Annotated in this window: 17 protein-coding genes; 8 read left to right on the top strand and 9 right to left on the bottom strand. The window is 74.1% G+C overall.

The window, feature by feature from the left end:
- Nucleotides 1–39 precede the first annotated feature (39 nt).
- The gene (locus tag H9641_RS02535) at nucleotides 40–2343 is read right to left on the bottom strand and encodes a sodium-translocating pyrophosphatase (RefSeq protein WP_056649293.1); all 2304 of its coding nucleotides are present in this window, start codon (nucleotides 2341–2343) and stop codon (nucleotides 40–42) included.
- Nucleotides 2344–2553: 210 nt separating this feature from the next.
- On the opposite strand from H9641_RS02535, the gene H9641_RS02530 reads away from it, so the two are divergent.
- The 3 genes from H9641_RS02530 (at nucleotide 2554) to lysX (ending at nucleotide 8326) form a co-directional block, all read left to right on the top strand.
- Nucleotides 2554–3306, top strand: a complete 753-nt coding sequence (locus H9641_RS02530) for an RNA polymerase sigma factor (protein WP_191800749.1) — start codon at nucleotides 2554–2556, stop codon at nucleotides 3304–3306.
- Nucleotides 3303–4784 (top strand): hypothetical protein, encoded by a 1482-nt coding sequence (locus tag H9641_RS02525; protein WP_191800747.1) that lies wholly within the window; start codon nucleotides 3303–3305, stop codon nucleotides 4782–4784. Before H9641_RS02530 ends, H9641_RS02525 begins: the two co-directional genes overlap by 4 nt.
- A 164-nt stretch (nucleotides 4785–4948) precedes the next feature.
- Nucleotides 4949–8326 (top strand): bifunctional lysylphosphatidylglycerol synthetase/lysine--tRNA ligase LysX, encoded by a 3378-nt coding sequence (gene lysX, locus H9641_RS02520; RefSeq protein ID WP_191800745.1) that lies wholly within the window; start codon nucleotides 4949–4951, stop codon nucleotides 8324–8326.
- An 86-nt stretch (nucleotides 8327–8412) separates the two neighbouring features.
- Here lysX and H9641_RS02515 read toward each other — a convergent pair whose 3' ends face one another.
- Nucleotides 8413–8685, bottom strand: a complete 273-nt coding sequence (locus tag H9641_RS02515) for a hypothetical protein (protein ID WP_225219869.1) — start codon at nucleotides 8683–8685, stop codon at nucleotides 8413–8415.
- 256 nt (nucleotides 8686–8941) lie between these two features.
- Here H9641_RS02515 and H9641_RS20570 point away from each other — a divergent pair, with 256 nt between their 5' ends.
- Complete coding sequence (locus H9641_RS20570; RefSeq protein WP_191800741.1) at nucleotides 8942–10597, top strand: D-alanyl-D-alanine carboxypeptidase family protein; 1656 nt, start codon at nucleotides 8942–8944, stop codon at nucleotides 10595–10597.
- Nucleotides 10598–10604: 7 nt separating this feature from the next.
- Here H9641_RS20570 and H9641_RS02505 read toward each other — a convergent pair whose 3' ends face one another.
- From H9641_RS02505 to H9641_RS02495, 3 genes are read right to left on the bottom strand one after another with little or no spacing between them, the layout of a single operon-like run.
- A complete protein-coding gene (locus H9641_RS02505) occupies nucleotides 10605–11459 on the bottom strand; it encodes an alpha/beta fold hydrolase (RefSeq protein ID WP_191800739.1) in 855 nt (284 codons plus the stop codon).
- A 13-nt stretch (nucleotides 11460–11472) separates the two neighbouring features.
- Nucleotides 11473–12270 (bottom strand): DUF998 domain-containing protein, encoded by a 798-nt coding sequence (locus H9641_RS02500; protein WP_191800737.1) that lies wholly within the window; start codon nucleotides 12268–12270, stop codon nucleotides 11473–11475.
- Complete coding sequence (locus tag H9641_RS02495; RefSeq protein ID WP_191800735.1) at nucleotides 12267–13043, bottom strand: TetR/AcrR family transcriptional regulator; 777 nt, start codon at nucleotides 13041–13043, stop codon at nucleotides 12267–12269. The genes H9641_RS02500 and H9641_RS02495 overlap by 4 nt, the downstream gene beginning before the upstream one ends.
- A gap of 135 nt (nucleotides 13044–13178) precedes the next feature.
- Here H9641_RS02495 and H9641_RS02490 point away from each other — a divergent pair, with 135 nt between their 5' ends.
- Together H9641_RS02490 and H9641_RS02485 are read left to right on the top strand one after the other, a co-directional pair.
- Entirely contained in the window at nucleotides 13179–16253 is a 3075-nt protein-coding gene (locus tag H9641_RS02490) for a DEAD/DEAH box helicase (RefSeq protein WP_318244339.1), read from the top strand.
- Nucleotides 16250–17041, top strand: coding sequence for an SWIM zinc finger family protein (locus tag H9641_RS02485; RefSeq protein ID WP_191800732.1), 792 nt, complete (start codon nucleotides 16250–16252; stop codon nucleotides 17039–17041). The genes H9641_RS02490 and H9641_RS02485 overlap by 4 nt, the downstream gene beginning before the upstream one ends.
- 13 nt (nucleotides 17042–17054) lie before the next feature.
- Here the strand turns inward: H9641_RS02485 and rlmC are convergent, their stop codons facing one another.
- Entirely contained in the window at nucleotides 17055–18179 is a 1125-nt protein-coding gene (gene rlmC / locus H9641_RS02480) for a 23S rRNA (uracil(747)-C(5))-methyltransferase RlmC (protein ID WP_191800730.1), read from the bottom strand.
- A 105-nt stretch (nucleotides 18180–18284) separates the two neighbouring features.
- Nucleotides 18285–19046: a putative protein N(5)-glutamine methyltransferase gene (locus H9641_RS02475; RefSeq protein ID WP_191800728.1), complete on the bottom strand. Its 762-nt coding sequence runs from the start codon at nucleotides 19044–19046 to the stop codon at nucleotides 18285–18287.
- 99 nt (nucleotides 19047–19145) lie between these two features.
- Here H9641_RS02475 and H9641_RS02470 point away from each other — a divergent pair, with 99 nt between their 5' ends.
- Nucleotides 19146–20492, top strand: a complete 1347-nt coding sequence (locus tag H9641_RS02470; RefSeq protein WP_191801113.1) for a M18 family aminopeptidase — start codon at nucleotides 19146–19148, stop codon at nucleotides 20490–20492.
- 312 nt (nucleotides 20493–20804) lie between these two features.
- Nucleotides 20805–23489, top strand: a complete 2685-nt coding sequence (locus H9641_RS02465; protein ID WP_191801111.1) for a DEAD/DEAH box helicase — start codon at nucleotides 20805–20807, stop codon at nucleotides 23487–23489.
- A 21-nt stretch (nucleotides 23490–23510) separates the two neighbouring features.
- Here H9641_RS02465 and H9641_RS02460 read toward each other — a convergent pair whose 3' ends face one another.
- Together H9641_RS02460 and H9641_RS02455 are read right to left on the bottom strand one after the other, a co-directional pair.
- The gene (locus H9641_RS02460) at nucleotides 23511–23864 is read right to left on the bottom strand and encodes an Rv3654c family TadE-like protein (protein WP_191800726.1); all 354 of its coding nucleotides are present in this window, start codon (nucleotides 23862–23864) and stop codon (nucleotides 23511–23513) included.
- Nucleotides 23861–24178 carry a TadE family type IV pilus minor pilin gene (locus tag H9641_RS02455; protein ID WP_318244338.1) on the bottom strand — a complete coding sequence of 106 codons (318 nt, stop codon included), beginning with the start codon at nucleotides 24176–24178 and terminating at the stop codon, nucleotides 23861–23863. The genes H9641_RS02460 and H9641_RS02455 overlap by 4 nt, the downstream gene beginning before the upstream one ends.
- Nucleotides 24179–24197 lie beyond the last annotated feature (19 nt).

The following is a 24197-nucleotide window of genomic DNA, read 5'->3' as shown; positions in this document are numbered from 1 at the left end:
CCCCGGCCCCGCTCCTGACGGCTGGTCGGCGGACGAGCCTCAGCTCGTGCGCACCGCCTGCGGCTCCTCGGACATCTGCTCGCGGTCGACGCGCGCCGCGCGCAGCCTCGACAGGATGACCGCCCCGAACGCGATGCCCGCCGCGACCACCGCGATGCCGATGCGCAGGGTGTGGTTGGCGTCCTCGGGGACGCTCAGGAGCACGACAGCGGGGGCGATGAGCACCGAGACCAGGTTCATGACCTTGAGCAGCGGGTTGATCGCCGGACCGGCCGTGTCCTTGAACGGGTCGCCCACGGTGTCGCCGACGACGGTCGCCTCGTGCGCCGGGGACCCCTTGCCGCCGTACGCGCCGTCCTCGACGATCTTCTTCGCGTTGTCCCACGCGCCCCCGGAGTTCGCCAGGAAGACCGCCATGAGCACGCCCGCGCCGATGGCCCCCGCGAGGAAGCCCGCGAGCGGGCCCACCCCCAGGCCGAAGCCCACCGCGATGGGCGCGAACGCTGCCAGCAGGCCGGGCGTCGCGAGCTCGCGCAACGAGTCGCGCGTGCAGATGTCGACGACCTTGCCGTACTCGGGGCGCTCGTCGTACGTCATGATCCCGGGGTGCTCGCGGAACTGGCGGCGCACCTCGTAGACGATCGCACCGGCCGCGCGGGTCACGGCGTCGATCGCGAGGCCCGAGAACAGGAAGACGGTCGCCGCCCCGAGGATCACGCCGACCAGGGTGATGGGCGAGATGATCGAGTAGTCGAGCATCGAGACCACGAGCCCACCGGCCGGGTTCGTGATGTCCGCGAGCGCCCCGCCCACCGCGTCCGCGTAGGACCCGAACAGCGCGGTCGCCGCGAGGACCGCGGTCGCGATCGCGATGCCCTTGGTGATGGCCTTGGTCGTGTTGCCCACGGCGTCGAGGTCGGTGAGGATCTGCGCGGCCTCCGGGTCGCCGTCGCCCGCCTCGCCCACGGACATCTCGTAGATGCCCTGCGCGTTGTCGGACACCGGACCGAACGTGTCCATCGCGACGATCACACCCACGGTCGTCAGGAGCCCGCAGCCTGCGAGCGCGATGAGGAACAGCGAGAGCCAGACCGAGCCGCCCGCGATGAGGAAGACGCCGCAGATGGCAGCCGCGATGATGCCCGCGGTGTAGACCGCGGACTCGAACCCGACCCCGATGCCGGACAGGACGACCGTGGCCGCCCCCGTGCGCGAGGTGGCGGCGACGTGGAGGGTGGGCTTCGACGTCGTGCCCGTGAAGTAGCCCGTGACCCACAGGATGATGCCCGCCAGGACCACGCCGATGAGGACCGCGAGCGCCGCGACCACGCGCGGGTCGCTCGTGACGTCGCCCAGGTCCGCGGTGCCCGACAGCTCGGAGAACGACGACGGGAGGTACGCGAACGCCGCGACCCCGGCCAGGACCGCGCCGAGCAGCGCCGAGAGGTAGAACCCGCGGTAGATGGCCCGCAGGCCGTTCTCCTCGCCGCGGATACGCGTGATGAACACGCCCAGCACCGCGACGAACGCGCCGATCGCCGTGACGATCAGCGGGAAGACGAGCCCCTGCTCACCCATCGCGGCCTTGCCCAGGATGAGGGCCGCGACGAGCATGACGGCGTAGGACTCGAACAGGTCGGCGGCCATGCCCGCGCAGTCGCCCACGTTGTCGCCCACGTTGTCCGCGATGGTCGCCGCGTTGCGCGGGTCATCCTCGGGGATCCCCTGCTCGACCTTGCCCACCAGGTCGGCACCGACGTCCGCCGCCTTGGTGAAGATCCCGCCGCCCACGCGCATGAACATCGCGAGCAGAGCAGCCCCGAACCCGAACCCCTCGAGCACAGCCGGCGCGTCCCCTCGGTACAGCAGGACGACCCCTGCCGCACCGAGCAGCCCTAAACCCACGACGGACATCCCCACCACGCCTCCGGTGCGGAAGGCCACGCGGGCCCCCTCGGCACGGCCGCCGGGTCTGGTCGCGGCCGACGCGACGCGCACGTTCGCGCGCACCGCGAGCCACATCCCCAGGTACCCGATGCACGCCGAGAACCCGGCGCCCACGAGGAACGCGACCGAACGCCCTACCTTGATGCCGGCGTCCCCCGGCAGCAGGAACAGGAGACCGAACACGATGACCGCGAACAGGGCGAGCGTGCGGAACTGCCGGTTGAGGTAGGCCGACGCCCCTTCCTGGATCGCTTGCGCGATGTCCTGCATCTTCGCGGTCCCCTCGGGCGCCGCGAGGACCTGACGTCTGAGCACGAAGGCGAAGACCAGCGCGGCGAGCCCGATGGCCCCGATCACCGCGACGATCGTGAGACTGGTGGAGCTGAGCGTGAGCATCCGTCCTCCTTGACGACTGCTGGACCGGGGTCACCGGCTGACCTCCGGCACCCCCGGAGGATGCGCCCGAGTCTAGCCATGTGTGGCGCACGTCACGCGACGTCGTGCAGGTCTTCACGAGAGAGCACCCCAACGATCCGACGCGGCCGACCGTCATGATCAGTGACACCACCCACCACGGGTGGTCACGCACAGGACGAAGGGGGATCGGTGGCCACCTGGGACGACGAGCTCGCCGCGCTGACAGCACAGCGCGGGCAAGCGCTCACGGGGTACGCCTACCTGCTCTGCGGGAACAGGCGCGATGCGGAGGACGTGGTGCAGGACGCACTCGTCAAGGTGTTCTCACGGCTTCGTGGAAGGGGCCCGACGGCGTCCCGACAGCCCGCGCCGACGTCGCCCTCGGGCGGGACGAGGCTCTTCACGCTCGACGACGCCCCCCGCAGCGAGGCCGAGCGCCCCGTCGCACACCTCGAGGGGTACGTGCGACGGGCGATCCTCACGCTCTACCTCGACGGCTACCGCCGTCGACGGAGCTGGCTCGGGCTGCGGCACCTCGTCGGGCAGCGGGAGCCCGTCCCCGGCCCGGAGGCACCTGCGTCGGCCCGCGCCGACACGGCCAAGGCGCTCGCGGGGCTGACGCCGCGCCAGCGCGCGTGCGTCGTGCTCCGGTACTACGAGGACCTGACCGTCCCCCGCATCGCCGAGGAGCTCGGGTGCGCCGAGGGGACCGTCAAGCGGCACCTGTCCGATGCGATGACCGTCATGCAGCAGACGCTGGGGGCAGCTGCCCCGGCCGTGCCGGCGCTGCCGGTCGCCGCCACGACACCGGCCCGGCCCGGCCCGGCCCGGAAGGCGGAACGGACGACGGAACCGGCCTCGCCGTCCCGCGCGAAGCCACCCACCACACCGGCACAGGACCTGCCGACCCCCGCAGCGACGAACGGGAGGAACACCCAGTGAACGCCACCCACATCGGCCCCTCGAACCACGACGACGAGCTGCGCAGCGCCCTGCGCGACCTGGTCGACGACGCGTCCCTCCCGGGGCTCGACACCCACCTGGACGTCGTCCGCGGACGCACGCGCCGCCGTCGGGCAGCGAAGAAGGTCGCCCTGGGGGCGACCACGCTGTGCGTCGCCGGGGCGCTGGGCGTCGCGGCGATCACGCTCCCGCAGGGAGTCCGACCCACGCCCGTCGCTCCGGCCGAGTCCCCGTCCCCCTCGGCGATCCCGACGCAGACGTCCGCATCGCCGACCTTCCCTGCAGGGATCGACGCCACGGCTCTCGCGTGCCAGCAGCCTGCCCCGATCCCGACGGGCGACGACCTGCCCGCCCACCTGAGCGTCGGGGTGCCCGCCCTCACGGCGCAGACAGCCGGCTCCGTGACCGCACCGGTCCTCCTGCGGTTCGACGGCGACGCGCGCCTCCGGTACGCCGACTCGGCCACGGGCGCGTACATCGTCACCCAGGGCGGGGTCATCGTCAGCTCGCCGCTCCCTGCTGCCGAGACCACGGGTGAGGCCACGCCTGCCCCAGGCTCCTCGGCGACCTGGGAGCTCGAGCTCGCTTCGTCCGCGTCGTGCGACCCGACCACCACGCAGCCGTCGCCGCTCCCGGCGGGTGACTACGAGGTGTTCGCGCTGCACCGGTTCCCGCTCACGGGCTACTCGGCCCTCCGAGCGGACGGGACCTGGGACGAGGAGACGACCGGGGCCCTGTTCGACGGGTGGCTCGTCGCCGAACCGGTCCCGCTGACGATCGCTCCCGAGCCGGACCCGGTCACCCCCGCACAGGAGCCGGTCGTCGTCCGGGACGCGATCGGTGCCGACACCTCGGCGGTCTTCGCGGCCTTGCGCAGGGCCGCCACGACGGGCGCCCCGGTCTCGCTCGACCTGTTCGCGCACACGCCCCTGACCGACGGCCCTGCCGGCGTGCGAACTCTCACGATCGAACCGAACACGGAGACCGGCGGACGGCCTCGTACGACGAGCGACGACGGGTGGAGCCTGGAGCTTCACGGCGGCGCCCTGGTTCCCGACGACCTGCAGGACTGGGAGAGCTTCTCCCGGCTGCTCGGTACCTTTACCGCGACCTTCGACGGCTCGGGGGCCAAGCCGATCATCACGCTCCAGGAGATCGTCGGCGCGACACCGGTGGCTCCACCGCCGGCACTCGAGGACCGGGCCGTCTGCTCCGCCTTCGAGTCGAGCTTGAACGGAACGGGAGAGGTCAGCGCCATCGCCCAAGCCGACGTCGTTGCGCTCGCCGCCGACCCGGCGCGAGCCGTGGACTCGTCGGTCTACCGAGAGATCAAGGCTCGGTGGATCGCCTCACCGCGTGTCTGGTGGGCGATCCAGTCGAGCGCGGAGACCATACGGAACTGGCACCTCGGTGGGGACGCGATCATGGGAGCCTGCGGGGGCTACTGGAGCCACTGACCGACGCTGGACGCAGCGGCCCCGCTCGCCCCGGAGAAACCTCCGACGGCGAGCGGGCCGCCCGGCTCCCGGCGACGGTCAGTGCCACGGCCGGACTCGCTCCACCTCTCGCAACCAGAGCTCCTGCGCTTGAATGGGTGCACCGCCGTCCTCAAGGAGCACGCATGCCCCGCTCGACCTCACTCTCTCGCACGTCTGCTCCCCCCTGGGCGGAGGCGGTCGCGTCCTGGACGGGCCGGATCGTGCAGGCCGTCGCGTTCTGGCTCGTGCTCGCGCTGATCCTGCTCCTGTTCGCCCCGGGCTTCGTGCGGACCGTGAGCGACTGGCTCGCGGTGCTGAACCTCCCCACCTTCCCGAGCGTGTTCTCGGTGGTCCTGGTCGGGGTGATCGCGAGCGGTCTCCTGCGCAGGCAGCGTGCGGCCCTGTGGTTCGTGGTCCTCCTGTGGCAGCTCCCGGTCGCGGTGCTGGGGCTCGCCGTCGGCCTCCTGTGGGTGTTCGACGACGACAAGCAGGCCCTGCGGTCGGACGGCCTGGTCCTGACTCCCCTCGAGGTCGCGTCCTGGATCGTGGCGGTCGCAGCCGTGATCCTGCTGATCGCGGCCCGCTCGGCGTTCCCGGCGAAGGTCAGCAAGGGGGCCTGGTGGCGGGCGATCCTCGTGCTCGTCATCGGTGTCGCGCTCTCCGCGTTCGTCACCCTCCTCCTCCTGGAGGTCGTCCCGAACACGCTGCACGGGATCCGCAACCGGGTGAACTGGAGCCTGTCGGTCGCGACGGGCCTCGCGCCCAGCGACTACCCGTTGCACGCCGACGGCATGGGCCCCGCATGGCTCGCCCTGCTCGCAGGCCTCATCTCGGCCCTGGCGCTGGTCCTGGCGATCGCGGTGTTCATGCGCTCTGCCCCGCACGACGCCAAGGTCGAGGCCGCGGACGAGCTCGCGGTGCGCAAGCTCCTGCTCGAGCACCCGAGCGACGACTCGCTCGAGTACTTCGCGACCCGCTGGGACCGCAGCGCCGTCTTCTCGCAGGACCAGCGGGCGGCGATCTCCTACCGGGTCATCTCGGGAGTGTGCCTCGCGGCAGGCGACCCGATCGGTGACAAGGCGAGCTGGCCCGACGCGATCGAGCAGTGGCGTGCGCACGCCCGCCGGTTCGGCTGGGTCCCCGCGGTGCTGTCGACGAGCGAGCTCGGCGCCAAGGCCTTCCAGGCGGTCGACCTGCACCCGATCGCGCTGGGCGACGAGGCCATCATCAACACGCGCACCTTCAACCTCGACGGCCCGGCCATGCGGTCCGTCCGGCACGCGGTCGCGCGCCCCGAGCGCGAGGGCTACCGCGTCCTGGTCCGCCGCCAGTCGGAGATCGCCCCCGACGAGCTCGCGAAGCTGGTCGCTGTGGCCGACGAGTGGCGGCACGGCGAGGAGCGCGGCTTCTCGATGTCGTTGAGCCGCCTCGGGGACCCCGCGGACCCGCGCGAGATGATCGTCTCGGCCCACGACGCCGACGGGAACCCGCGCGGCCTCCTGTCGTTCGTACCGTGGGGGCGCCGCGGCCTGTCGCTCGACGTCATGCGCCGCCACCCGCAGGCCGTCAGCGGCGTCACCGAGTTCATGGTCACCGAGCTCGTCGCCGCAGCCCGCGGCACGGGGATCGACCGCATCTCGATGAACTTCGCGATGTTCCGCGGGTCGTTCGAGCAGGGCGCCCGCATCGGAGCGACCCCGGTCCAGCGCTTCAACCGCCGGGTGCTGCTGATCGCGTCGCGGTTCTGGCAGCTCGACTCGCTGTACAAGTCGAACGAGAAGTACCTGCCGGACTGGAAGCCCCGCCTGCTCTGCTACCAGAACGCGGGCCAGCTCACGCAGATCATCTTCGCGGTCGGGCAGGCAGAGGGCTTCCTGCCGAACACCCCGAACCTCCTCCACCGCCGCGACCGCTCTCCGGACCTGCACCGGCCCGAGGTCTCCGCGGCCTTCGCCGATGCCGTGCGCGCCCAGGAGACCGCGCTGCTCACGGTCTCGGCTCCCACGCGCCGCCTGACCGAGCAGCAGGCCACGCGCCACGCCAAGCTCGGCGTCCTGCGGGCCGCGGGCATGGAGCCCTACCCCGTCTCGGTCCCCCGGACCGTCTCGATCGGCGAGGCCGTGCGCCGGGGCGCCCACGTGCCCGACGTCGGCGCACCGGCCGGGGCGAGCACCTCACCCGGCGACGTGCCCACCTCGGGCGACCTGTCCGTCGTCGGGCGCGTGGTGCGGCTGCGCGACCACGGCGGCGTGATCTTCGCCGACCTGCGCGAGGGCACCGACGAGATCCAGGTCATGTTCACCGCGGACAGACCGGGCCCGGACCTCGCGCTGTGGCGCCGAGCCGTCGACCTCGGCGACCAGGTGAGCGTGACGGGCGACCTGACCCGCAGCCGGCGCGGCGAGCTCTCGATCCACGGCACCGCCTGGTGCATGGCCTCCAAGGCCCTGACCTCACCCCCCGACAAGCACCGGGGGCTCGCCGACGCCGAGGCCAAGGTCCGGCTCAAGCACATGGAGCTCGCCCTCGACACCCGCACGGCCCAGGTCCTGCGGGGCCGCAGCGCGGCCGTGAAGTCGCTGCGCGACTCGCTCGCGGCGCGCGAGTTCATCGAGGTCGAGACCCCGATCCTGCAGCGCGTGCACGGTGGCGCGAACGCCCGCCCCTTCACGACGCACATCAACGCCTACGACGTGGACCTGTACCTGCGCATCGCGCCCGAGCTGTTCCTCAAGCGGCTCGCGATCGGCGGGGTCGGCAAGGTGTTCGAGCTGGGCCGCAACTTCCGCAACGAGGGCGCCGACGCGACCCACAACCCCGAGTTCACGTCGCTCGAGGCCTACCAGGCGTACGGCGACTACACGTCGATGCGCGTCCTCACCCGTGACCTCATCATCGAGGCCGCGATCGCGGTGCACGGCGAGCCGGTCTCACGCCGGGCCGACGGGACCGTGGTCCGGCTCGACGGCGAGTGGCCCGTCCACACCGTGCACGGGGCCGTGTCCCGGGCGGTGGGCCAGGAGGTCACGCCAGACACTCCCCTCGAGACGCTCCAGGCGATCTGCGAGGAGAAGGGCGTCCACTGGACCCCGACCATGACGCACGGCGCGATCGTCACCGAGCTGTACGACGCGTTCGTCGAAGGGCAGACCGTCGAGCCCACGTTCTACACGGACTTTCCCCTCGAGACCTCGCCGCTGACCCGCACGCACCGCCGCGACCCGCGGCTCGCCGAGCGGTGGGACCTCGTGGCGTTCGGCGCCGAGCTGGGCACCGCGTACTCGGAGCTCATCGACCCTGTGGACCAGCGCGAACGCCTCACGCAGCAGTCCCTGCTGGCCGCAGCGGGCGACCCCGAGGCCATGGAGGTCGACGAGGAGTTCCTGTCCGCCCTGGAGTTCGCGATGCCGCCCACGGGTGGGCTCGGGATCGGGGTCGACCGCGTCTACATGATGCTCATCGGTGCGAGCATCCGCGAGACGCTCGCGTTCCCGTTCGTGCGGCCGTCGGGCCGCGGCTGAGCGAGAGCTCGTCGGGGGCGGGACCGAGATCGGTGGGGTAGATCGACGGCGAGCCCGACCGATCCCGGTCCGGCGTCCCTGGGACGTCACGCCCGACGGCGCCTCGAAGCGAGCACCATCCCGAGCGCCATCGAGACCAGGGCCACCCCGACGAGGAAGGGCTCCCCCGGGCCCGCAGCGGCGAAGGCCCCGCCTCCGGCCGCGAAAGCCAGCACGAGCGCGGTCATGGGGACAGCGACGCGACCCTCGGGCGAGCGCTGCTTCTTGAGATGGTCGAGGACCGCCCCCGTGCCCGCACCGAACACCACGGCGAACAGGTACAGCATCGTCGTCCTCGCTCCCGTGCCGCCCGTCGGCATCCGGCCAACCTTCGCGTATCGGACCGGTCCTGGCCAGTCCGACGTGCCGCCGAGAGATGCTCCGCACGAGTTTTCCGCACCACCGTGCGGAGAGATCGTCGTGGGGTGTGGATGGCGTCACACAGAGCGATAACGAACGGGTAACGTAGGCGACGATCGGGCGCAGCACGGACGGCAACGACCACTGGCTCCCGCACCACGGCAGTCAGCAGCGTCCTCCCCCGGGAGGCCGTCCAGAGCACAGGAGTCACCTCAGGTGGAAACGTCCGCACCGGTCCAGCAGCGCCCGCACGGCGCCGCGCCGACCCCCACGCGGCGTCAACGTCAGGCCGAGCTCCGAGCACGCGAGCTCGCCGCAGCAGGCCTCGAGGGACGCGCCCACACGGACTCGCTGCACGTCGAGCACCGCCACACCGCGCCCCGTCCTGCGACGTTCGCGGTGCCCCAGGTCGCCGCTCCTCCTGCCCCCGTCGAGCCGTCGCTCTCCGTCCCGGCCCACTTCGCCGGCGCGCACCAGGCACCAGCCCCTGCCAGCCCGGCCGTCTCCCCGGCCGTCTCCCCGGCCGCCGCGGCCCGCGCCATGGCCCCCGTCGAGGCTCCGGTCGCAGCCCAGCCCGCGGCTCCCCGCGTCTCGCCCTTCCCGCCCACGGGCATCCAGCGTGCCACCGAGCCCGTCGCGCCGCTGCAGACACCCTCAGGTGAGATCCCGGTCGTCCTGGTACCCGCCCCGACCCCTCTGCGCTCGACCCCCACGCCCGTCGTCGCGGCCCCGCAGAGCCCGGTCGTCGAACCCGCGTCGTACGACGCGGCGACGGTCGAGCACCCCTTCGCCCCTCTCACACGACGTGAGCGCAAGACCGGCGGACCGGCTACGGGTCCCACCCCGGTCGTTGCCACGGCAGCACCGACGCGCGGACCTCTGTTCGGCTCCAAGTTCGTGGCCCGCGCGGCGACGGGTGCAGCCTTCGTGGGTGCCCTGGCCTGCGTCCCTCTGGTGCTTCCCAGCACGGCCTCGGGGGACTTCGCCCCTGGCGGCATGCGGACGGACCTCGCGGACGACGAGGCCGGCGACACCACGACCGAGCTCGCCCAGCAAGAGGTCGACGCCGAGGAGCAGCTCCTCAGCCAGGCGCAGGACCTCCTCACCCGCGCCGACGGCCCCGCCGCAGACCGGGCCACGAGCCCGCAGGACCTCGCTGACGCGAAGGCCGAGCTGGCCGCGCTCACCGAGTCCCTGATCGCCGAGCGCGCCCAGGGCACGGACCGTGCCTCGCGTTCGAGCGAGCGCACAGCCCTGACGACGGAGACCGCCGCAGAGGTCGACACCGAGGCCGCCGCCCCGGCGACCAGCGAGGACGTCGCCCGCGCGGCGAACCGGGTCGCGGTCCTGCTCCAGGACTTCGGCGAGACGGGCGCTTCCGGCGTCACGCCGGCTCCGGCGACCCCCGGCGAGCTCGCGGCCGAGCGCCGCGTGCGCGCGGCGAACCTGCTCGCCCAGTGCGGGTCCACGAACTACGCGAACGGCAAGATCCCGGCTTCCGCCCTGACGACGCTCTCGTTCGCTCGCAGCCACATGCTGCGTTGCGACGCGGCGGCGATGCTCGAGGAGCTGTCCGCGGCCTACCAGCAGCGCTTCGGCGAGCCGATCGGCCTGACCGACTCGTACCGCTCCTACGCCAGCCAGGTCGCGACCCGCGCGGCCAAGCCCGGCCTCGCGGCAGTGCCCGGCACGTCCAACCACGGCTGGGGCCTGGCGATCGACCTGACCTCTCCCGCGTCGAACCCCGGCTCGGCCCAGTACAAGTGGCTGCGCGCCAACGCCCCGCTCTACGGCTGGGACAACCCGGCCTGGGCCCGGACCAACGGTTCCAAGCCCGAGCCGTGGCACTTCGAGTACGCGTCCGGCTGGTAGCCGGCACTCAGGCGAACGCCGCCTCCACCGTGGGGGCCACGGCCCCGTCGGGAACCTCTCCGCGCAGGACCTGCGCGACGACGTCCGGACGGGTGAGCGGGAACATGTGCCCCTCGCCGCGCAGGCCGTAGACCTTCGCGCCCAGCCGAGCGCCGAGCTCACGCTCCTCGCGCAGGAACGCCCCCTGGCCACGCCGCCCCCAGCCGACGAGCTGGACCGGGCGCACGGCGAGCCTCTGCAGCGCGCCCGCGTCACGCGCGAAGAGCTCGGTGACCCGTTCTGCCTGCGCCCAGCTCTGCTCGTACTGCCCGGTGAGCAGGCGCCACGCCTCGGGCGTGCCGTAGCGGCGGACGGCCTCGTCGTCGGGCAGCGGGTCGGGGCGGTGCGTCGCGTCGTACCAGGCCCGACGACGCAGCGCGGGCCCCCACCTCGTCACCGCGGGGCAGCGAGAGAGCAGCAGGCCGCTCGTGTGGACGACCCGTTCCGCGAGGAGCGTCAGTCCCACGGGGGCCGGACGCTCGGGACGCCGCGGGAGGAACGGGGTCGTGGGGTCGAGCAGCAGCACGGCGCCGACCTCCTCGGGGTGGGTCAGCGCCCACTCGATCGCGGCCAGGCCACCCACGCTGTGCCCCACGAGCCCGACGCTGCCCGGCGCCTGGGCCTCGACCAGCCCGAGCTGGGCACGGACCTCCCCGACCGGGGCCGTGACGGCGGTGTCCCAGGAGTCGAGCACCAGGACCGTCGCGTCCGGGTACTGCTCACGCACCACGCGGGCGACGGGCTCCATGTCCGAGGGGGCGAGCAGTAGACCCGGGAGGACCACCCAGGTCGTGGGTGCCGGTGCGATGATCGCCGAAGCCATGCGGCACAGTCCATCACGGCTCGCTGTGCGCCACCGGGGAGCGCGCTGTGCCGTCCTGGGGAGCATCTGTCTCCGGTGCGCGCCGGCGCGGCCGGCGCAGCGTCAGGACCTGCACGGCCAGCACGAGCACCACGGAGAACGCGACGACCTGGACGCGCTGCACGATCCCGGTCCCGACGGGGAGCGGGCTGCCGAACAGGCCGATCGTGCCGGTCACGACCCCCAGGAACGGTCCCAGCGCGCCCGCGAGGCGCGCCGAGAAGCCGAGGAGGGTGCGCCGTCGGGCACGCGCGAGCCACACGACCCCCGCGCTCGCGACGAACGAGCTGACTCCCGAGGCCACGCTCGAGAAGGTGTGCGCCTCGTGAGCGAGGCTGAGCTCCCCGGCCGCCTCGCGTGCCGGGCAGTCGCCCACCGAGAGCGCGCAGTCGAGCGGCAGCAGGGCGTCCGCCACGGTCGCGAGGCCGAACGCGACGAACGCCCAGAACGTCACCTTCTGCCCGAGGGTCGCGGCCGGCGCGCCCGCCCGGCGGGCGCGCACGTACGCCGTCCCCAGGAGGGCGAGGCCCACGAGCACCAAGGCTCCCGACGCCACGTCGGTGGACCGGAAGAGGGGTGAGGTGGCCTGGTCGAGCGCCGCGAGCTCGGACAGGTACGACCGCGCGGGGTCGAGGGGCCAGCCCGCCGCCGCCTCGACGACGACCCCCAGGTAGAGGATCCCGGCGAGGGCGAGCAGAACCTGCGCAGCCGAGACCAGCCGAGCGCCCGGACGGCCCGCGCGCGACCCATCGGGTGAGGGCTTCGAGCTCATGCGACCAGGGCCTCGACGCCCGCGACGATGCGCTCGATCCCGAAGTCGAGCTCGGCTTCGGCCGAGTACGCCGACTGCTGCGCCTCGCCGACCGTCGCGCCGACGCGGCCCGCGACCGTGAACGTGCTCATCGCGCTGATGCGCTCGAGGAGCGGGGCGTTCGCGGCCCACCACTCGTCGTCGGTCTGGCCGCTGGCCTCGTGTGCGGCGCGGGCCGCGCGAGCGCGGCGTGCAGCGGTGGTCGCCTGGCCCACGACGAGCGTCACGGTCGCGTCCATCGCGACGTCGTCGAGTCCGACTCCCTCGATCGCTCGGAGCTCGACGTCGTACTTGCGGGTCTCGCCCGGTCCCAGGACGGGGCGCGCGAGGTCGACGTCGAGGAGCCACGGGTGGGCCGCGAACAGGTCCCAGTTCGCGCGGGCCACCGATCGCAGCCGGTCCTGCCACGTCGTCCCCGTCGCACGCCCCTGGGGATAGAGCTCGCCGTAGGCACGGTCGACCACCAGGTCCACGAGGTCGTCCTTGTTCTGCACGTAGGTGTAGAGCGACATGGTGCCGATGCCCAGCGCGGCCGCGACCTTGCGCATCGAGAGCCCCGTGAGCGCCCCGTCCTGGTCCGCGAGCCCGACGGCGGCACGTGCCACGTCGTCGGGTGTCCGGGACTGCTGGGGGCCCCGCGCGCCACGGTCGGCGTGCAGACCCCAGAGAAGGGCGAGGGTCCGCGCGGGGTCGCGCGGCGCGGGGGGAGCTGGGCTGGGCGTGGGGGTCGGCACGGGCTGCCTCCTCGGTCGGGGTCAGGGATCATCGAGGAGTGCCCGACGTTCACCCGAACTGTCGGGAATGATCTGCGTACATCGTACGTTGATCGGCTCGGGAAACGTCGACGGACGGCGTACCAGGAAGGCCTCGTGACCCCAGCAGCCCCCCTCTCGACGGGACCGACCGCGCCACGACGGGGCGCCGGCGCCGCCGCTCTCGCCTCGCCCGAGCACTGGGACCGGGGAACGGTCGACGACCTGCTCGACGCGTGGGCGTCGGGCGACGCGTCACCCGACGAGGTGTTCTGGGGCGCGGTGTGCGCCGAGGCACTGAGCCATGTCGCGGCTGGGCGCCTGGTTCCCGTGGTCCGGGAGGACACCGGGAGGTCGACGGGCACCGGCGGGCCGGCTGCCTCGGCCGGAGCGGCGAGACCGGCCGAGGCCGACGGTGCGCCGCCCTCGGTGGGGTGGCGGGTCGGCCCGCTCGACGGCCCCTCGCTCGACCGTCTGGACGCGCTCGCCGAGGCCATGCCGTCCGACGGGCGAGGACCGGGCGCGACGAGCGGCACGGGCACCCGGACTTCCCTGGTCCGTGGCGCCATGGATGCCGTGGCCGACACCCTGGTCCGGGAGGTCGGGGCGAGCGTCGGAGCACCTCGCGGGGTGGCGCGCGGCCTGGTCGCGAGGCCGGGAGCCGGCACGAGCCGGGGTGCCGCCGAGGCGCTCGCCGCCGACGCGGTCGACGGCCGGCGGGTCGCCGCCGACGCGGCCCCCGTCCCCGACCAGCTGGTGGCCTGGGTGCACGATGCCACGGCCCTCCTCGACCCCCGCGTGGCCGTGAGCCTGCGGCTCGAGCCGCTCGTGCTCCGCACCGCCGGTCCACGGGCCGCTGAGGACGACCCGCTGCCTGCCGAAGACGACCGTCACGAGGACCTGGCCACGTGCGACTGGCGCGCGACCGTGGTCGTCCGCGGCCCCGCCGGGTCCCGCACCGCTGACGAGCTCTGGGCCGCGGCCCGGTCCGGCACACGAACGCGCGAGGCGCAGGAAGAGGTCGGCGACGTCCTGGTCCGGCTGCGCGCGGGAGCGACGGCCTGGCCTCCGCTCGACGAGCTGCTCGACCAACCCGTCCCCCGCGCGCTCGTGCTCGCCCCGGCCGACGTCCGCGAGCTCCTCGCCGAGGGCTCCGCGTCGCTGGCCGCGACCGGGATCGCGGTCGAGTGGCCCGCAGGCCTCGCAGGTCATGTCCGGTCGGTCGCGGTCTTCTCCCCGACCGAGGTCCCCGGTGACGACCCGGCCGGTGAGCGCCGGGCCCTGCCCGCTCTGCTCGGATCGTCCGGCCTCAGCCGTCATCGTTCCGTCCCGTCGTCGCCCATGACTCTCACGCACGAGCTCACGCTCGACGGTGTACGGCTCACCGCGGCCGAGCGCGAGCACCTGGCGCGCGTCCACGCGGAGGGGCGCTCCGCCGTCGTGCGGCTGCGGGGGCGCTGGGTCCTCGCGGACCCGGCCGCAGCCACGGCCGCGACGCGACGCACGCCCCAGCCCGTCTCCGCGCTCGACGCCGTCGCGGCCGCGCTCACCGGGGTCGCCCGCGTGGGCGACCAGGACCTCGCCGTGACCCCGACACCCTGGCTCGACCGCCTGCGCGCCGAGCTCGAGGACCCTGCCCCGGCGCGCGACGTCGTCGTCCCCCCGGGGCTCCGCGCGACGCTGCGCGACTACCAGCTCGACGGCCTGCGCTGGCTCGCACGCCTGACAGGGCTGGGCCTGGGCGCGTGCCTCGCGGACGACATGGGCCTGGGAAAGACCGTCACGCTCATCGCGCTGCACCTGCACCGCGCTCGCCCCCGGCCCGACGACGCCGCAGGTCCCACCGGGGAGCGCGCGGGCACCGGACCCACCCTGGTCGTGTGCCCGGCCTCGCTCCTGGGCAACTGGGAGCAGGAGATCCGCCGGTTCGCACCGGGAGTCGCGGTGCGGCGCTTCCACGGCGCGTCGCGCGACCTGCGCGGGGTCGCCGACGGGTTCGTGCTGACGACCTACGGGACCGTCCTGTCGGACTCGTCCCAGGCCGCCCCCGTGCTCGCGGCGCACGGCTGGGGGCTCGTCGTCGCGGACGAGGCCCAGCACGTCAAGAACCCGGGCTCGAGCACCGCGAAGGCCCTGCGGACGATCCCCGCCGAGGCGCGCGTCGCCCTGTCCGGGACCCCCGTCGAGAACAACCTCACCGAGCTGTGGGCCGTCATGGACTGGCTCAACCCCGGCCTGCTGGGCTCGCGCGGGCAGTTCCGGCGCCGGTGGGCCGACCCGATCGAGCAGACCCGCGACCCCGTGCTGGCCGAGAAGCTGTCCCGTCTGGTCCGCCCCTTCCTGCTCCGACGACGCAAGTCCGACCCGGGGATCGCGCCCGAGCTGCCGCCGAAGACCGTGACCGACCAGGTCGTGCCCCTCACGGCCGAGCAGGTGGGGCTCTACGAGGGCGCCGTGCGGTCGGCGCTCGACGAGATCGCCCGCGCCGAGGGCATGGGGCGCCGCGCCATGATCGGCGGCCTGCTCACGCACCTCAAGCAGATCTGCAACCATCCGGCCCAGTACCTGCACGAGGACGAGCCCCGGCTCTCCGGACGATCGGGCAAGCTCGACGCGTTCACCGAGCTCGTGGCGACCGTCCGGGCCGAGGAGGGCGCGATCCTCGTGTTCACGCAGTACGTCGCGATGGCCCGGCTCCTCGAGTCCTGCCTCGCGCGTCGCGGCGTCCCGACCATGCTGCTGCACGGTGGGACGCCCGTGGCCCAGCGCGAGCAGATGGTCGCCCGGTTCCAGAGCACCACGGAGATGCCGCCCGTGTTCCTGCTCTCGCTCAAGGCCGCAGGCACCGGGCTCAACCTCACGCGGGCCGACCACGTCATCCACTACGACCGCTGGTGGAACCCGGCCGTCGAGGAGCAGGCCACCGACCGGGCGTACCGGATCGGTCAGACCCGGCCCGTCCAGGTGCACCGGCTGACGAGCGAGGGAACCATCGAGGAGCACATCGCCCGCATGATCGAGTCCAAGCGCGAGCTCGCCGACGCGGTCTTGGCACCGGGTGGGGTCGAGGGCGCGATCTCCGAGCTCAGCACGGACGACCTGGCCGAGCTCGTGTCGCTGCGGGCGTCCGAGGGTGAGCGTCTCCCGGCGGAGAGCGACGCGCTCCGCGCCGAGGAGAGGGGGCGCTCGTGAGCGCCGTGGGCTTCCCGGCCTTCCCGCCGACCGGTACCGCGACCAAGGGCGCCGTCCGTCGGGGGCAGTCCTGGTGGGCGCGCTCGTGGGTGCGCGCCATGGAAGAGTTCGCGCTTGACGCGGGCCCTCTCAAGAAGGGGCGCGCCTACGCGCGGACCGGTCGGGTCGGCCCGATCACGGTCAGCCCCGGCGCGGTCCAGGCGCGCGTACAAGATGACGATGGGGAGATGTACCACACGGTCGTCTCGCTCGAACCGCTGACCGACGACGAGTGGGACAGGTTCCTCGAAGCCCTCGCCTCACGGTCCGGCCGACTCGCTGCCCTGCTCGCCGGAGAGATGCCACGCGACGTCGTCGCTGCGGCCCTCGACGCCGACGTCACGCTGCTCCCCGGGATCGGGGACCTCGAACCCGAGTGCGACTGCCCCACCTGGGACCTGCCCTGCCTGCACGCCGCAGCGCTCAGCTACCAGGCGGGCTGGCTGCTCGACGCCGACCCGTTCGTGCTGTTCCTCCTGCGCGGCCGGTCGCGCGAGCAGGTGCTCGACGCGCTGCGGGGGATCTCGGCGAGGGGCGCCGGGACGGGAGCGGCGCCGTCGGGCCTGCGGGTCCTCGGCGAGCTGCCTCCCCCGCCCGACGTCCCCGAACCGCCCGTCGCGGCGGACCTGCTCGTCGGCGTCCCCGACCGGACCCCCGATGGGACCCCCGTCGACGTCGCAGGGCTGCGAGCCGCGCTCGCCGCGGCGGCCCTCGACGCGGCCGAGCGGCTCACGGCCCGGGACCGCTGAGGGCCTCGGGCGCTCAGGCGCGCTCGAGCAGGACCATGACCTCGTAGTGCGAGGTCTGCGGGAACATGTCGAGCACCCGGCCACGCACCGGGCGCAGCGACGGCATGGCCGCGAGATCGCGGGCCAGCGACTCGGCGTTGCAGCTCGAGTAGACGACCTGCCGCACGGTCGAGGTCTCGAGCCACCCCGCGAGCTCCGCGCCGATCCCGCGCCGCGGCGGGTTCACGATCACCAGGTCAGGGACCCGCTCGGCCGCGAGAGCGAACGCGGTCGCGTCCCCCGCCCGGAACGTCAGGTCGTCGAACCCTGCCTGCTCGGCGCTGCGCTCGGCACTCACGATCGCCTCGCGGCTGGACTCGATCCCGACCACCTCGCGCCCCGGCGCCGCACAGTGCAGCGCGAACCCGCCGACCCCGCAGTACAGGTCCCACACGCTCGTCGGCGCGGCCTCGTCGACCCACTCGCGCCCCTGCCGGTACAGCGCAGCGGCGACCTCCGTGTTCGTCTGGAAGAAGCTCTGCTGACGCAGGTGCATCTCGATGCCGTTGACGCGCATGGTCAGGGTGTCGGCCTCGGTGAGCAGGATCTCCTGGTCCCCCTCGAGCGCGGCCTTGTGCTCGGGCAGGATGTTGGCCGACACCACGCGCGCCCGCGGCAGCGCGTCGAGCAGGCTTGGCAGGTGCTTGCGCAGACGTGAGACCGGCTCCTGGGAGCGCAGCACGAAGCGCACCATGAGCTCGCCGTCGGGCGACTGCGTGACCAGCACGTTCTTGAGCTCACCGCGTCGCGTCGTCACGTCGTACGGCGTGAGGGCGGCGCGCGTGACGAACGCTGCGAGGACGGGGAAGACGGCCTGGAGGTCCGCCGGGTACAGGCCGCAGTCCTGGAGGTCGACGCCGCGCCCGCCCGCGTCGAGGATGCCGAGCGTCGGGTGCTCGACCGTGCCGCCGACGACCATCTTGGCCTTGTTGCGGAAGCCGGACTCCTGGCTCGGGAACGGGCGGTCCCACCGCAGTCCCCCGTGCGCCGCGAGGAGGTCGCCCGCGTGCCGCTGCTTGTCGGCGAGCTGCGCGGCGTAGCCCTGCCCCATGAGGGTGCACGAACGGCACTCGTGGGCGTCGAAGTGGGGGCACTGCATTCCCCCGAGTCTACGGGGCGGGCCTCACGGGCCGGCCCCGGACGCGGTCCTCGGACCTGCGCGGGCCGGGACGTACAGGCCAGGCCGGGCCGGGCCGGTCGACCGCTACCCGGGGTTCGTGCCGACCACCACGGTCGCGCCGAGGTCGTCGTCGGTCACCGTCCGGGCGACCAGCCCGGCCTGCTCGAAGAGCCCGACCGCGACGGGGGCCTGGCGCTCGCTCGTCTCGATGAGCAGGTGGCCACCCGGGGCGAGCCAGGCCGCGGCGTCGGCGGCGACCCGTCGGTGCACGTCGAGCCCGTCGGCACCCCCGTCGAGCGCGACCCGGGCCTCGTGGAGCCTGGCCTCGGGGGGCATGGTCTCGATCGCGTCGGTCGGGACGTACGGGGCGTTGACGACGAGCACGTCGACCGTTCCTCGCAGCTCTTCGGGCAGCGCGTCGTACAAGTCGCCCTCGTGGACTTGTCCGTGAAGGTTCCGGCGCGCGCACCGAACGGCCGCGGGGTCGATGTCCGCGGCGTGCAGGTCGATGCCGGGACGGGCTGCACGCAGGACAGCGCCGAGCGCGCCCGTGCCGCAGCACAGGTCCACGACCGTCGCGTGCTCGGCCGTGAGGTCCCGGGCCGAACCTGCGAGGAGCTCCGAACGCCTGCGCGGCACGAACACCGTGGGCTCGACGAGGATGCGCAGGCCGCAGAACTCGGCCCAGCCGAGGACCTGCTCGAGCGGGAGCCCCGAGGCCCTGCGCGAGACCATGTCGTCGAGCTCCGCAGGAGAGGTCGCCGCGGCGACGAGCAGGTCCGTCTCGTCCTCGGCGAACACGCAGCCCGCGGCGCGGAGGGTGAGCACGATCTCTGCTGGGGTCATGGGGGGCTCACGCTACTACCCGGTGGGAGGGACGCGCGGGCGGATAATGGACACGTGCCCGACGCCGCAGCCCCCGTCCCCGCCCGCCCCGCCACTCCCGTGGTCGCCACCCCACAGGGTCCGTCCCCGCAGGCCCGCGCCCACGCCGAGGACCTCGCCCGGTTCGTCGAGGCCTCGCCCTCGTCGTTCCACGCGGCCCACGAGGTCGTCCGCCGCGCGGTCGAGGCGGGCTTCACGCTGCTCGACGAGGCCGACGCCTGGCCGCTCGCGGGCGCGGAGGGGCGCTACGTCGTCGTGCGCGACGGTGCCGTCATCGCGTGGGCGACGCCCGCGGGGGCAAGCGCCACGACGCCCTTCGCGATCCTCGGCGCGCACACCGACTCGCCCGGCTTCAAGCTCAAGCCCAAGCCCACCACGGGCCGCGAGGGCTGGTGGCAGGCGGGCGTCGAGGTGTACGGCGGCCCCCTGCTCAACTCGTGGCTCGACCGCGAGCTCGAGCTCGCCGGGCGCCTCGTGACGATCGACGGCCGCAGCCACCTGGTCCGCACCGGACCCCTGCTGCGCATCCCGCAGCTCGCGATCCACCTCGACCGCGGCGCCAACGACGGTCTGACGCTCGACAAGCAGCGCCACACCCAGCCGGTGTGGGGTCTCGGCGCGCTCGGCGCCCCCGACGCGGACCTGCTCGCGCTCCTCGCCGAGCACGCGGGCGTGCGGGCCGCGGACGTCGGCGGGTACGACCTGGTCGTGGCCGACACCCAGGCCCCGCGGATCTTCGGGGCGCACGAGGAGCTGCTCGCCTCGGGGCGGCTCGACAACCTGCTGTCGGTGCACGCCGGGCTCACGGCGCTGCTCGAGGTGGCGGCGGGGGCGCCCGGGGCGTCCACCGGGGCCGGTCACCGGGGGCGGCACGAGACGCCCGTCGCCGTGCTCGCGGCGTTCGACCACGAGGAGATCGGCAGCGAGACCCGCTCGGGGGCCAGCGGCCCCTTCCTCGCCGACGTGCTCTCGCGCATCAGCGCCGGGTTCGGAGCGAGCGAGGAGGACCGGCACCGTGCGCTCGCGGGGTCGCTGTGCGTGTCGAGCGACGTCGGCCACTCGGTCCACCCCAACTACCCCGAGCGCCACGACCCGGCCAACCGGCCGCTGGCCGGCGGCGGCCCCATCCTCAAGATCAACGCCAACCAGCGGTACGCGACCGACGCCCACGGCGCGGCAGCCTGGGCCGCCGCCTGCGCCGCGGCGGGCGTGCCGAGCCAGGAGTTCGTCTCGGAGAACACCGTGCCGTGCGGGTCGACGATCGGGCCGCTCACCGCGACCCGGCTCGGGATCCGGACGGTCGACGTGGGCGCGCCGATCCTCTCGATGCACTCGGCGCGCGAGCTCACGGCCGTCGCGGACCCGTACTACCTGTCGCGGGCGATCGGGCAGGTGTTCGCGGGCTGAGGGCGGCGGACGCGCGCCGCGGCACTGCGGCACTGCGTCACTGCGGCACTGCCTGAGTTGCCGAGGTAGAACGTCCTGCGCGAGGTAGAACCCCTCGCGTACTACGTCGCGCAGGACGTCCTACCTCGCGGTCCCGGGGGACAGCGTCCGCTCGACGGTTCGGCCCGGCACGCCCCAGGTGGGAGACTCGAAGACGTGCCCAGCCCGTCGCGAACCCCGGAACCGGACGCCGCGTCGACCAGCCCGTCGCGCGGCTCCTCGCCCACCGGCGACCCGGACGCTCGCGACCGCACCAGCACGGGTCTGCCGACCGTGCCCGACCGTCCCGGCGCCCTGCTCGACGTCCTGCTCGCAGGCGGCCGCCGCGCCGACCGGCTGACGCACGTCGAGCACCTGCCCGGGCGCCCCGGTCAGCACGCCGACTGGCCCGGCTGGGCCGACGCCTCGCTCGTGGCGGGCTACCGCTCGATGGGCGTCGAGCGACCGTGGGCGCACCAGGTCGAGGCGGCCGAGGCCGCCTGGTCGGGTCGGCACGTCGCGCTCGCGACCTCGACCGGCTCGGGCAAGTCGCTCGCGTTCTGGCTGCCCGCGCTCACCGCGGTGCGCGCCGACCGCGCGGCCGAGACGCTGGCGCCCGGCCGGATCGAGAGCGCCCGGTCGCGCGGCACGGTCCTCTACCTGAGCCCGACCAAGGCCCTCGCGGCCGACCAGGTCAACGGTCTCCAGCGCCTGCTCGACGCGTCGCGCGCGAACGACGTCAAGGTCTCGACGTGCGACGGCGACACCTCGTTCGAGGAGCGCAAGTGGGTCCAGGAGTACGCCGACGTCGTGCTGACCAACCCCGACTTCCTGCACTTCGCGCTCATGCCCAACCACCGCCGCTGGGCGCGGTTCCTGCGGAACCTGCGCTACGTCGTCGTCGACGAGGGGCACTCCTACCGGGGCGTGTTCGGGGCGCACGTGGCGCTCGTGCTGCGGCGGCTCGCCCGGCTCCAGGCGCACTACGCGCCGGCGCCACCAGCCGGGTCGTCCGCTCCGGCCGGCACCCCCCGGAACCGCCTCACCTTCGTCGTCGCCTCGGCCACCACGGCCGACCCCGCGGCGAGCGCCGGCCGGCTCATCGGGGTCCCGCCCGAGCAGATCGTCACGGTCGACACCGACACGAGCCCCGCGGGGCGCAAGACGTTCGCGCTCTGGCAGCCCCCGGAGGTCCTGGGTTACGAGGCCGCGCAGGCCCGCGCCGCGGCGGCGAACGACCCGGCGGCCGACGCGGCACTCGCCGAGGCCCTGCTGATCGACCCCACGGCCCACGACGAGCTGGGCCTGACGAGCGACCCCGACGAGCCCGCGACCCCCGGCGACCCGCCCGAGCGCCCGCGCCGGTCCGCGACCGCCGAGGCCGCGGACCTCCTGGCCGACCTCACGGCCGCGGGCGCCCGCACGCTCGCCTTCACCCGGTCTCGCCGCGGGGCCGAGGCCGTCGCGACCCAGACCCAGGACCACCTGCGCGTCGTCTCGCCCCAGCTCGCGCGCCGCGTCGCGGCGTACCGCGGCGGGTACCTGCCCGAGGAGCGCCGAGCGCTCGAGCAGGCGCTGCGCAGCGGCGCGGTCCGCGGCCTCGCGACGACCAACGCGCTCGAGCTCGGTGTCGACATCTCGGGCCTCGACGCGGTCCTCATCGCGGGCTGGCCGGGCACGCGCATGTCGGTCTGGCAGCAGGCGGGCCGCGCGGGGCGGGCAGGAGCCGACGGCCTGGTCGCGTTCGTCGCGCGCGAGGACCCCCTCGACACCTACCTCGTGCACCACCCCGAGGCGATCTTCGCGGCCCCGCTCGAGGCCACGGTGTTCGACCCCGCCAACCCGTACGTCCTCGCACCGCACCTGTGCGCGGCGGCCGCCGAGGTCCCGCTCCGGCAGTCGGACCTCACGACGTTCGGCGACCCGGCCGCGGTGACCGAGCTCCTGGGCGTGCTCGTCGCGCGGGGTGCGCTGCGCCGTCGGGCGTCCGGGTGGTACTGGACCCACGCCCAGTCCGCCGCCGCGATGACCGACCTGCGCGGCTCAGGCGGCTCGCCCGTGCGCGTGGTCGAGTCCGGCACGGGCCGCCTGCTCGGCACGGTCGACGCGGCCTCGGCCGACGGGTCGGTCCACGACGGCGCGGTCTACGTGCACCAGGGTGTGAGCTACGTCGTGGAGACCCTCGACCTGCGCGACGGCGTCGCGCTCGTCGCACGCCGGGACGTCGACTTCGGGACGTGGTCGCGATCCGTCACGGAGATCGCGATCCACGGGATCCGCGACGAGGGCCGGGGCGAGGCCCAGGCCTCGGTCGGTTCGGCTCCGTCGGGCGACGGCCCGACGGCGGAGCCCGCCCCGGGCGACGAGCCGTCCGTCCCGCAGGGTTCGGCACCGAACGACGCCGCACACCCTGCGATCCAGCGCTGGTGGGGGCCGATCGGCTGGGGGTTCGGGCCTGTCGAGGTCACGAGCCAGGTCGTGAGCTTCCAGCGCCGACGCCTGCCGGACCTCCAGATCCTGGGTGTCGAACCGCTCGACCTGCCCGAGCACACGCTCCCGACGACCGCCGTGTGGTGGACCGTCCCGGCCGACGTCCTCGAGGCCGCGGGCATCGACGCCGAGACGGCGCCGGGAGCGCTCCACGCGGCCGAGCACGCGTCGATCGGCCTCCTGCCGCTGCTCGCGACGTGCGACCGCTGGGACCTGGGCGGGGTGTCGACCGCGATGCACGTCGACACCGAGCAGGCGACCGTGTTCGTGTACGACGCCTACCCGGGCGGCGCGGGCTTCGCCGAGCGCGGCTTCCACCTGGGGGCGACGTGGCTGCGCGCGACCCGGGCCGCGATCTCGCGCTGCCCGTGCACGGACGGCTGCCCCGCGTGCGTGCAGTCGCCCAAGTGCGGCAACTTCAACAACCCGCTCGACAAGGCCGCGGCGGTCCGGCTGCTCGACGCGGTGCTCGCGTACGCGCCTGCGTGACCGTGGCCCGGGCCCGACGAGTCACCGTGCCGACACCGGTCCCGCCCGTGCCGCGGCCCGCGCCGTCCCCAGCGCCCCGGCCCATCCCGTCGCCTCGCGCGTGACGTCGACCCTGACCACCCCGTCGCCCTGCTCGACGCACGCCGCGACCACGGCGCCGTTGCGCTCCGCGGTCTCGCGCGCCGTCGGGCACGCGTCCCAACCCCCCTGGAGGGCGGTCGCCCCGGCGACGGCCGCGAGGTCCGCTGCCGTCTGAGCCTGTCCCCGCGCGCCCTGCGCGGACGACAAGGCCGCGAGCGCGAGCCCCAGGACGAGCGCGACCGCGATCAGACCGAGTGCGAGCACGGTCCCCGAACCCCGGTCGCCGGGCCTCACGGCTCGTTCCACGCGACCGCGGCCCCGCGTGCCTGGAGCGGCGAGCTCGACAGCCAGCCACCGACCACCGGCTTGGCGACCCGCACCTCGACCCACGGGTCGCCGCGCGAGACGGCGACCGTGGCGTCGGCCCCGGCCACCTGCACGACGACGGCGCGCACCACCGCGTCGTCCTCACCGATCGCGACGGCCCGGGCTGCGGCGCGAGCGGCGTCGGCGGCCTGGAGCTGCGCGTTCGCCGCTGCGGCGAGCGTGAGGACGGCCACCAGCACGAGGACGACCGCGGGCAGTGCGAGGGCGAGCTCGGCGGTCACGGTGCCGCGCTCACGGTCC

It is taken from the genome of Oerskovia merdavium (assembly GCF_014836755.1).
Classification (GTDB): Bacteria; Actinomycetota; Actinomycetes; order Actinomycetales; family Cellulomonadaceae; genus Oerskovia; species Oerskovia merdavium.
Note: the sequence above shows the minus strand (reverse complement) of the source record. Positions and strands in the feature narration are given on the sequence as shown.